Here is a 9,941-nt window from a genome sequence, read left to right as displayed (position 1 = left end):
CCCTAGGGGTCGACCGCCGGGATCACGCCGCCTCCTCGGCCACGGCGCGCCGGTCGTCCCGCCGGACCGGTTCGGTGGTCAGCAGCGAGGTCGCCACGGCCGCCGCCGCGAAGAGCGCCCCGGTCAGCGCGATGCCCCGGGCGCCCCCGTGGGCGAGCGTGAGCCCGCCGAGGCCCGAGCCGAGGGCGATCCCGATGTTGAACGCGACGGAGTTCGCGGCCGAGGCCGTGTCGGTGCTGCCCGGCGCGAACTCCATGACGCGGTTCTGGAGCGCGGGGCTGAACGCGCCCATGGCCAGCCCGGTCAGGACGATCGCCCCGCCGGTCACCCACGGGTCGGTCCCCAGCGCCCACATGGCCGCCAGGACCGCCGCCAGCAGCGCCAGCGGGAGGGCGACGGCGAGGCGCTGGTCGCGGTCGGTGAGGAAGCCGCCCGCGGCGATGCCGCCGAAGTCGGCGAGGCCGCGGACCAGCAGCAGCGGCGCGAGCATCGCGGCCGACATCCCCGCGACCGAGGTGATGAACGTCGAGGTGTACGTGTAGACGGCGAAGAACCCGGCGACCGCGAGCACCGTCGTGACCATCACCAGCGCGAACCGGCGCGCGTCCGGGGTCGTCCCGCGCCCGGCGTGCTCGTTGCGGGTCGGCCGGGACGGGAGCGCGACGGCGATGGTGACGAACGCGAGCAGCCCCATGGCCGCGAGCGCGAGGAACGCCGCCTCCCACCCGGCCCGCTGGCCGAGCCAGGTCGCCCCGGGGACGCCGAGCATGGGGCCGATCGACCCGCCGGTGAAGACCACGGCCAGGACGCGCCCGCGCATCCGCAGCGGGAACATGCCCGCCGCGACCGGTCCCACGACGCCCCAGAACACGGCCTGGCTCAGCGCGGTCGCCACGCGGGCGGCGAACAGGAACCCGTACGCCGTCGCCGCGGCCGAGCACGTCGTCGCGACCACCATGACGCCCATGAGGACGAGCAGCAGCGGGCGCCGCGGGATCCGCTCGACCAGTTTCACCAGCGGCATCGTGACCACCACGACCGTGATGCTGTACGCGGTGACCAGTAGCCCCACCTGCGACTGCGTGACCTCGAGGTCGGCAGCGATCTCGCCGAGGAGCCCGACCGGGGCGGTCTCCACGGTCACGTAGCAAAAGGCCGCGACGGCCAGCGCGAGGAGCGCCGCCACCGACCTGCGGTCCAGATCGGACGGTTTCGGCTCGGACGGTCCGGGCATGGGGCGACACCTCGTTCGCGGAGGCCGCGCGAGCGGCGAGGGCGGGGGAGGCCCGGCCGTGAGGCGCCGACGGAGGGCCGTAGGAAGCCTACAGCAGACCCCCGACGCCCCCGGCCGCTCGCGAACCGCGGCCGGGCCCCAGCCCGGGCGTCCGGTGCCCGGTCCGGGCTGGCCTTCAGCAAGGACCGGCCCCCGGGCGGCCGCGAACCGTCAATCGACGGTGACGGTCACGCTGTGGTACCCGGTGGCGCCGTCGGGGATGACGCCCTGCGACACCTCGGTCTGCACCTCCCCTTCGCCGTCGGTGGCCCGGACGGTGAGCGTGTGCTCGCCCGGGGACGCGTCCCACTCGACCAGCCACTGCCGCCACGTGTCGCCGGTGGCCACGTCGGACAGCTCGCACGGCGTCCACTCCCCGTCGTCGACCCGGAGCTCGACGGCGCTGATGCCGCGGTGCTGGGCCCACGCGACCCCCGCGACGGCCACCGTCCCGGCGCCCGCCTTCGAGCGGGGCGTGTCGATGCGCGAGGCGGTCTTGATCGGGCGCGGCGTGGACCAGCCGCGGGTGATCCAGTAGGCGTCGTAGGAGTCGAACGTGGTCAGTTCGAGCTCGGTGAGCCACTTGGTGGCCGAGACGTACCCGTACAGGCCGGGGATGACCAGGCGGGCGGGCCAGCCGTGGTCGACCGGCAGCGGCTCGCCGTTCATGCCGATGGCCACCATGGCGTCGCGCCCGTCGAACACCAGCTCGGCGGGGGACCCGGCGGTCCAGCCGTCCGAGGAGCGCGAGACGAGCTGGTCGGCCGCGGGGTCGACGCCCGCCTCGGCGAGGAGGTCGGCGAGCGAGACGCCGAGCCAGCGGGCGTTGCCGACCAGGTCGCCGCCGATCTGGTTGGAGACGCACGCCAGGGTGATGTCCCGTTCGATCAGCTCGCGTCCGAGCAGGTCGTCGAACGTGTAGGTCCGCTCCCGGTCGACCATGCCGTGGACGCGCAGCGTCCACGTGTCCACATCGACCCGCGGCACGGTGATCGCGGTGTCGATCCGGTAGAAGTCCGCGTTCGGGGTCCGGTAGGAGGACAGGCCCTCGACCTCGAAGTCCGCGCCCGGACCCGGATCGGTCGCGGGCAGGTCCGGCTCCGGCAGCGCCACGGCGTCCCGGTCGGCCTCGATCCCGGCCGGCCCGACGCGCCCGGCCAGCCACGACGCGCCGAGCGCCGCCGCGCCGACGCCCCCGGCGACGACCAGGAACCGGCGCCGCCCTCCGGACTCGCCCGCCCGGTACCGGCCGTCCCACCACTGGAGCCCGCCGAACGCGACGGCCCCGGCCAGGACCGAGGGCAGCGCGGCCGCGGCGCCCAGGCCCGGCCTGGTGGCGGCCGCGGCCGCGCCGACCAGGGCGAGGAGGACGAGGGCGGCCCGCGCCGGCCACGGGCGGGCCCGCCAGAGCAGCCCGATCCCGGCCCCCGCGGCGGCGACGCCGATCCCCAGGCCGGTGATGAGCAGCGGCTTGTCGGCGGTGCCCACCAGCTCGATGAACCAGTGCGACACCTCCAGCGGGACGACGGCGATGACGGCGTCGCTCAGCGCCGACAGCGGCGCCGAGCGGGGCTCGGTCAGCGCGGCGGCGAGGTGGCCGACCGCCAGTCCGGCGAGGGTCGCGAGGAGTCCGGCCGCGGCCCAGGCGCGCGGCGAGGCGGGATGCGTGGTGTCCATCCCCCCATGATCGCGCTTCCGCCGCCGAATGACCGGCGCCGGTGCTTACGTTCCGCTGAACAACGCCGCGGTGGCGCGGAGCAGCCGCCGGCCGACCGGCTCGGCGGAGGGAGACCTCCGAACCGGACCTGATCGGAGCCCCTCAGCGCCGCCGCGCCGGGCGCGGTCCGGCGCGGCGGTCTCCGGACCGGGGAGGATGGCGACGACGGACCGCGACCCCCGCGGCTCAGCCTGCGGGCGTCTGCGCGAAGTCGGCGATACCGCGCGGTCCGGCGCAGCGGTTTCGGTGCCGGGGAGAGCGGCGAGGACGGACCGCGACCCTTGCGGCTCAGTCCGCCAGCGCCTGCGCGAAGTCGGCGATGAGGTCCTCGGTCGCCTCGATGCCCGCGGAGAAGCGGACCAGGTCGTCGGACAGGCCCGGGGTCGCGACGGGCGCCGACGCGTCGTGGCCGTCCGCGGCCGGGCGGGTCACCAGCGACTCCACCCCGCCCAGGCTCGACGCCGCGTACGCCAGCCGCAGCGACTTGACGAGGGACTCGGCTGCTTCCGCGCCCCCGACCGGCTGGAACGACAGCACCGAGCCGAACCCGTCGAACCACTCGGCCGCCCGCCGGTGGTCGGGGTGCCCGGTCAGTCCCGGGTAGCGCACGTGCGCGATCCTGTCGTGCCCGGCGAGGAACTCGGCGACCGCCAGCGCGTTGGCGTTCTGCTGCCGCACCCGCAGCGCGAGCGTCTTGAGCCCGCGCGAGAGCAGGAACGCCGCGTGCGGGTCGAGGGTGCAGCCGTAGGCCCGCAGCACCGACGCGACGCGCCCGATCAGCTCGCCCGACCCGGTCACCACCCCGGCGGCGATGTCCGAGTGGCCGTTGAGCGCCTTCGTCGCCGAGTGGCACACCAGGTCGAAGCCGACCGTGTGCGGCCGGAAGACCACCGGCGTCGCGAAGGTGTTGTCGATGATGGACGTCAGGCCGTGCGCGCGGGCGAAGCGGGCGGCGCCGACCAGGTCGCCGACCCGGATGGTCGGGTTGGTGATCGTCTCGGTCAGGAACGCCTTCGTGTCCGGGCGCAGCGCCCGCCGCCAGGCGTCCTCGTCGCCGGGGTCGACCAGGTCGTACGCCCAGCCGAGGCGCTCGGCGTGCTCGGCGAGGAACTGGCCGGTCCCGCCGTAGAAGGCGCCCGCGGCGATCAGGTGGTCCCCGGCGCCGAGCGCGCTGTGGAGCGCGGTCGTGATCGCGGCCATGCCCGAGCCGGTGGCGACGGCGGCCTCCGCGCCCTCGAGGGCCGCGAGCCGGCGCTGGAGGTGGCGCTGCGAGGGGTTGGTGCCGAGCCTGATGTACGGGACGTCGCCGCCCGCGCCGGCCGGGTCGGCCTCGAAGACCGTGCCCTGGTAGATCGGGAAGACCACCGAGCCGTCCGCCCCGGGCCTCGGCTCGCCGCCGTGGACGGCCAGGGTCTCGAACCGGTTCCGCTTGTCGCTCATCTGGCTGAGGCTACGGCGCCCGGCAGGCCCCGAACAACGAAATGCCCTTAACTTTCGCTAACGTCCGACCGGTTCGGACACGGCCCGGGCCAGCCCGGGCATCGCGGCGTCCAGCAGCTCGCGGACCTTGTGGAGGTTCGCCTCGAACACCGCGAACACCGCCGCGTCGGTCACCGGTTCGACCTCCGGGTCCTCGTCGAGGCCCGCGTCGTAGTCGGTCACCAGCGCGACCCCCGCGAACGGGATGCCGGCCTCCATGGCGAGGGGCGCCTCGGGGGACTGGGTCATGTTCACCACGTGCCAGCCCGCCTCGCGGTGCCAGCGCGACTCGGCGCGGGTGGAGAAGCGGGGGCCGTTGACGACCACGACGGTCCCGCCGTCGTGCGCGGTCACGCCGACCTCGGCGGCCGCCTCCAGCAGGACCCGGCGCAGGCGCGGGTCGTAGGGGTCGGCGAACGGGATGTGGACCGGTCCGTCCGCGAACTCGTCGTAGAAGGTGGAGGCCCGGCCCCAGGTGCGGTCGACGAGCTGGTCGCAGACGACGAACTCGCCCGGGCGGACCTCGGGGCGCAGCGACCCGGCCGCGAACGGCGAGACCAGGGCCCGCACGCCCAGCCGCCGCATCGCGTCCACATTGGCCCGGTAGTTCACCCGGTGCGGCGGGAGCCGGTGGTCGGCGCCGTGCCGGGGCAGGAACGCGACCCGCACCGGGTCCTCGGACCCGAACGCGGCGATGGCCACCGGCGCCGACGGCGGCCCCCACGCGGTCTCGACCTCCACGGTCTCGACGTCCTCCGCGAGGGAGTAGAAGCCGGAGCCGCCGAAGACGCCGATGTCGGCGCGGGGCTGCGATCGCTCGTTCAAGTCGTGCTCCTCATCGTCCGCGCGCCTTGTACAGCGCCAGCTGGGCGCGCATGTCCTTGACGGCGCGCAGGGTCCCGCCCAGCGTCCCGGTCACCTTGCTCCTGCCCACCCTGGGGCGGTAGGGGACCGGCAGCTCGGTGATCCGCCACCCGTCGCGCCCGGCCCGCAGGACCATCTCGAGGGGCCACCCGGAGCGGCGGTCGGCCACGGCGAGGCCGAGCAGGGCCTCGCGCCGGGCCGCCCGCATCGGCCCCAGGTCGGTCAGGCGCGCGCCGAAGCGGCGCCGGACCTGCCGGGCGAGGTAGCGGTTGGCGATCCGGTTCCGCAGCGGCTGCGCGCCCGCCGCCGCGTCCCTGGCGCCGAGCACCAGGTCGGACTCGCCCTCCAGCACCGGTTCGCAGACGGCGGGCAGGTCGGCGGGGTCCAGGGAGGCGTCGCAGTCCATGAAGGCCACGACCGGCGCGGTCGCGGCGGCGAGCCCGGCGTGGCAGGCCGCGCCGAAGCCGCGCCGCGGCTCGGCCACCACCGTCGCGCCGAGGTCGGCGGCGACCTCCGGCGAGCCGTCGGCGGAGCCGTTGTCGACCACGATCGGCCGGTACCCCTCGGGCATCCGCCCGAGCACCCACGGGAGCGCGTCGCGCTCGTCGAGCACCGGCAGGACCACGTCGACCCCGGCCGGCTCCGGCCCGGCGGGCCCGAGCAGCGCGAGCACTTTCCGCGCGGTCCGCGTGCGGGGGGCGGTCCTCGCGAGGGCGCGGGCGTCCTCGGCGTCGTCGAGGTCGCGCAGCACCGGCAGGTCGGCGACGGCGAGCCCGAGCGCCTCGAGCTGCTTGCGCTGCATCAGGCCGGTGTCGTCCCGGCTCATCGGGACGCCGAGGAACGCCTCCGGGTGCGGCCGGGCCAGGCCCAGGGCCCACCAGCCGCCGTCCTCGGCGAGGCCCAGGGCCGCGTCGGCCTCCCCGCCCGCGGCGACCGCGAGCGCCGCGTCCAGCAGCGCCGGGGTCGCCTGCGGGGTGTCCATGCCGATCTGGAGCCCCGGGCCGCCCGCGTGCGCCCAGGCCGCGGCGAGCCGCTCGTTGAACGTGCCCTCCGCCTGCGGGACGACCTCGAAGCCCTCGGGCAGCCACGGGCCGGGCTCGCCGTCGAGCGCGAGGACGCGCCGGTCGGCGCCGCACGCGGCGACGGCCTCCAGGGTGTCGGCGAGCGCCGCCTCCGCGACGGCGGCGGCCTCCACAGTGGTCAGCGGCGGGGTGAGCCTGGTCTTGGACCGGCCCGGCACGGGGGCCTTCGCCAGCACGAGGAGATGGGTCCGCTGCATGGGCCCGATGCTACTGATCGGACGGCCTCGCAGGGCCCGGACGATTCTTACGGTATGCGAAAGTCTCGGACCCTAGGATGACGAAGGTGCGCGCGATCGGTCATCGTATTCCCATGGACTCCGCAGCCGACCCGCGCGTGCTGGTCGTCGACGACGACCCCGCCCTCGCGGAGGTCGTCGCCCGCTACCTGCGCCGCGAGGGCTTCGAGGTCGACTACGCCGCGGACGGCGCCACCGGCCTCCAGCGGGCCCTGTCGACCCTCCCCGACCTGGTCGTCCTCGACCTGATGATGCCCGGGATGGACGGCTTCGAGGTCTGCCGCCGCCTCCGGCGCGCCACCGCCGTCCCGGTGGTGATGCTGACCGCGCGCGGCGAGGAGAACGACCGCATCGCCGGGCTCGACCTCGGCGCCGACGACTACGTCACCAAACCGTTCTCCCCGCGCGAGCTCGCCGCCCGCGTCCGGGCCGTCCTGCGCCGCGCCGCGGCCGAGGCCGCGCCCGCCCCGCTCCTCACCGGCGGCGGCGTCGAGGTCGACACCGTCGCCCACCGGGTCAGCCGCAGGGGCGCGCCCGTCACGCTGACGACGAAGGAGTACGACCTGCTCGTGTGCTTCCTGACCAGCCCGGGGCGGGCCTTCCGCCGCGAGGAGCTGCTCGAGACCGTGTGGGGCTGGAGCATCGGCGACACCTCCACCGTCACCGTCCACGTCCGCCGCCTGCGCGAGAAGATCGAGGACGACGCCTCCGCGCCCCGCCATCTGACCACCGTCCGCGGCGTCGGCTACCGGTGGGAGCCCTGATGCGGCGCCTCCGGGACCGCCGGGCGGGATCGCTCTTGATCCTCGCGGTCGCCCTCGCCGCGGCCACCGCCCTCGCGGCCGCCTTCGACTTCCCGCCCCGCGACATCGCGGTCCTCGTCGCCACCGCCGCGGTCGCCTCCGCGATCGCGGGCGCCGTCGGCGGCGTGGTCCTGCGGCGCCTGCGGGGCCGCGGCGCCCGCGTCCAGACCATGACCGTGGCGCTCTCCTCGGTCCTGGTCGCCGCGACCGGCGTCGTCACCGCCGCGCTCGCCATGTTCATCTCCTACCACGACCTCGTCCTGCTCTTCGTCGTCCTCATCGTCGCCTCCGGCGTCGCGTTCGGCGCCGCCTGGCAGCTCGGCGACGACATCGGCGCGGGCGCCGAGCAGGTCGGCGCCTACGCCCGCACCATGGTCGGCAGCGACGGGCGCATCAGCGCCGAGCGCGCCCCCGCGGTCACCGGGCCCGGCGAACTGGCCGCGCTCGCCGGGGAGCTCGCCGACGTCTCCCGCCGCCTCGAGGAGTCCCAGCGGCGCGAGCGCGCCCTCGAGTCCTCCCGGCGCGAGCTCATCACCTGGGTCTCCCACGACCTGCGCGCGCCCCTCGCCACCATCCGGGCGATGTCCGAGGCCCTCGACGACGGCGTGGTCGACGACGACGCGGCCGTCAAGCGCTACCACTCCCAGATCCGCACCGACGCCGAGCGCCTCTCCGCCCTCGTCGACGACCTGTTCGAGCTGTCCCGCATCAACAGCGGCTCGCTGCGCCTGGGCCGCGAGAAGGTCGACCTGTCCGACGCGGTCGCCGACGCCCTCGCCGGGGCCGGCGCCGCCGCCGACGTCAAGGGCGTCACCGTGGTCGAGCGGCTCGCCGCGCTGCCCCCCGCCGAGGTGGCCGCGCGCGAGTGCTGCCGCGCCCTGGACAACCTGTTCGACAACGCCGTCCGCCACACCCCCGCGGGCGGCACCGTCGTCATCGAGGCCGCGGCCGCCGAGGGCGCCGCCGTCCTCCACATCGAGGACGAGTGCGGCGGCATCCCCCGCGCCGACCTGCCGCGCGTGTTCGACATCGCCTTCCGCGGCGACGAGGCCCGGCGCCGCGACGAGCGCGGCGGCGGCCTCGGCCTGGCGATCAGCCGCGGCCTCATCGAGGCGCACGGCGGCTCGGTCACGGTGGCGAACACCGGGTCCGGCTGCCGCTTCACCGTCCGCGTGCCCGCGGGGGGCCGCCGGTGACGGCCCGCCGCGCCGCGGCCCTCCAGGCCGCCGCAGTCCTCGCCGCGTGGGCGCTGCTCCTGGCCGGCGTGTGGCTGCTCGGCCAGTACAAGCTCGAGCGCGCCGGCGTGAGCCTCCAGCTCGGCGCCATGCCCCTCTACGGCGGCTGGGAACGGCACCTCGAGGCCGAGCTGCTCCTCCCGATCGCCGCGGGCGCGCTGATCATCGCCGTCCTGCCCGCCGCCGCCGCGCGGCTGCGCTGGCGGTACGCCCTCCTGGCGACCGCCGCCGCCGGGGTCCTCTTCAGCGTCGCGCTGGGCTTCGCGCACTCCCACCCCCAGACCTGGTCCGACGTCCACAACCACTACGCGGGCCACATCGGACTCGTCGACGACGCGGGCGGCTTCGGGCCCTTCCTGGAGCAGTACACCGCCGCGCAGCTCGAAGGCGCCTACCCGGTGCACCTCCAGTCGCACCCGCCCGGCCTGATCCTGTTCTTCTGGGGCGCCGCCCGGATCGGCCTCGAAGGGCTCCTGTTCCAGAACGCCGTCGTCAAGCTCGGGGTCGCGGCCGCGATCGCCGCCGCCCTGGTGATCGCCCGCGACGTCGCCGGCGAGCGCCCGGCCCGCAGGGCCGCGCCCTTCCTGGTCGTCGCCCCGGCCGCGTTCTGGCAGAACAACGCCGACATCGTCTTCGGCGGCGTCACGCTCGCGGCCGTGGCCTGCCTCGTCCTGGCCGCGAACCGCACCGGCGCCCGGGCCGCGGTCCTCACCATCGCGGGCGGCCTGCTCGCGGGGGCGGCGCTCATGCTCTCGTTCTCCGCCGCGCTGCTCGCCCTCCCCTTCCTGGTCGTCGCCGTGTGGCGCCGCCGCTGGGACGTGCTCCTGGGCGGCGGCGCGGTCGCGGCCGCCGTGGTCCTCGCGCCCCTGCTGTGGGGCTACTGGTGGCTCGAGGGGCTCCAGACCACGCGCGTCCGCTACTACGCGGGCGTGGCCTCGCTGCGCGGGTACTGGTACTTCCTGCTCGCGAACCTCGCGGTGTTCGCGCTCGCGCTCGGCCCGGCGACCGCGGTCGCCCTCGCCCGCCTGCGCCACCGGCGCATGTGGATCGTCGTCGGCTCCTGCCTCGCCGCGGTCGCCGTCGCCGACCTGTCCGGCATGTCCTCGTCCGAGACCGAGCGGATCTGGCAGCCGTTCATGCCGCTGGCGCTCCTGGCCGGATGCGCCCTCGCGCGGCCCCGGGCGTGGCTCGCGCTCCAGCTGGCCGTCGCCGTCGTCCTCGCCGCCGCACTGCGCGTGCAGTGGTGACCAAG

Annotated in this window: 8 protein-coding genes; 3 read left to right on the top strand and 5 right to left on the bottom strand. The window is 76.0% G+C overall.

Annotated features, from left to right (window positions below):
• Nucleotides 1-22: 22 nt before the first annotated feature.
• The 5 genes from LO763_RS27515 to LO763_RS27495 all read right to left on the bottom strand — a co-directional run bounded on the left by LO763_RS27515 (nt 23) and on the right by LO763_RS27495 (nt 6,612).
• Nucleotides 23-1,234, bottom strand: coding sequence for an MFS transporter (locus tag LO763_RS27515; RefSeq protein ID WP_230791498.1), 1,212 nt, complete (start codon nt 1,232-1,234; stop codon nt 23-25).
• Nucleotides 1,235-1,444: 210 nt separating this feature from the next.
• Nucleotides 1,445-2,950, bottom strand: coding sequence for a molybdopterin-dependent oxidoreductase (locus LO763_RS27510; RefSeq protein ID WP_230791496.1), 1,506 nt, complete (start codon nt 2,948-2,950; stop codon nt 1,445-1,447).
• A 328-nt stretch (nt 2,951-3,278) separates the two neighbouring features.
• On the bottom strand, nt 3,279-4,430 hold the full coding sequence (locus tag LO763_RS27505; RefSeq protein ID WP_230791494.1) for a trans-sulfuration enzyme family protein: 1,152 nt from the start codon (nt 4,428-4,430) through the stop codon (nt 3,279-3,281).
• A 57-nt stretch (nt 4,431-4,487) separates the two neighbouring features.
• Nucleotides 4,488-5,294 (bottom strand): S-methyl-5'-thioadenosine phosphorylase, encoded by an 807-nt coding sequence (locus LO763_RS27500; RefSeq protein ID WP_230791492.1) that lies wholly within the window; start codon nt 5,292-5,294, stop codon nt 4,488-4,490.
• A gap of 10 nt (nt 5,295-5,304) precedes the next feature.
• Nucleotides 5,305-6,612 (bottom strand): glycosyltransferase family 2 protein, encoded by a 1,308-nt coding sequence (locus LO763_RS27495; RefSeq protein WP_230791490.1) that lies wholly within the window; start codon nt 6,610-6,612, stop codon nt 5,305-5,307.
• A gap of 113 nt (nt 6,613-6,725) precedes the next feature.
• Here LO763_RS27495 and LO763_RS27490 point away from each other — a divergent pair, with 113 nt between their 5' ends.
• The 3 genes from LO763_RS27490 to LO763_RS27480 are packed head-to-tail and all read left to right on the top strand — an operon-like array spanning nt 6,726 to nt 9,936.
• Complete coding sequence (locus LO763_RS27490; protein WP_230791487.1) at nt 6,726-7,415, top strand: response regulator; 690 nt, start codon at nt 6,726-6,728, stop codon at nt 7,413-7,415.
• Complete coding sequence (locus LO763_RS27485; protein ID WP_230791485.1) at nt 7,415-8,650, top strand: sensor histidine kinase; 1,236 nt, start codon at nt 7,415-7,417, stop codon at nt 8,648-8,650. Before LO763_RS27490 ends, LO763_RS27485 begins: the two co-directional genes overlap by 1 nt.
• A complete protein-coding gene (locus LO763_RS27480) occupies nt 8,647-9,936 on the top strand; it encodes a hypothetical protein (RefSeq protein ID WP_230791483.1) in 1,290 nt (429 codons plus the stop codon). The genes LO763_RS27485 and LO763_RS27480 overlap by 4 nt, the downstream gene beginning before the upstream one ends.
• Nucleotides 9,937-9,941: the final 5 nt, after the last annotated feature.

This window comes from Glycomyces amatae (genome assembly GCF_020991375.1).
Classification (GTDB): domain Bacteria; phylum Actinomycetota; class Actinomycetes; order Mycobacteriales; family Micromonosporaceae; genus Glycomyces; species Glycomyces amatae.
This window is presented reverse-complemented; position numbering and strand designations above follow the sequence as displayed.

Bases quoted from the DNA above. Each gene is read 5' to 3' on its own strand.
- LO763_RS27515 (WP_230791498.1), bottom strand. From the start codon at position 1,234: ATGCCCGGACCGTCCGAGCCGAAACCGTCCGATCTGGACCGCAGGTCG.
- LO763_RS27510 (WP_230791496.1), bottom strand. From the start codon at position 2,950: ATGGACACCACGCATCCCGCCTCGCCGCGCGCCTGGGCCGCGGCCGGA.
- LO763_RS27505 (WP_230791494.1), bottom strand. From the start codon at position 4,430: ATGAGCGACAAGCGGAACCGGTTCGAGACCCTGGCCGTCCACGGCGGC.
- LO763_RS27495 (WP_230791490.1), bottom strand. From the start codon at position 6,612: ATGCAGCGGACCCATCTCCTCGTGCTGGCGAAGGCCCCCGTGCCGGGC.
- LO763_RS27490 (WP_230791487.1), top strand. From the start codon at position 6,726: ATGGACTCCGCAGCCGACCCGCGCGTGCTGGTCGTCGACGACGACCCC.
- LO763_RS27485 (WP_230791485.1), top strand. From the start codon at position 7,415: ATGCGGCGCCTCCGGGACCGCCGGGCGGGATCGCTCTTGATCCTCGCG.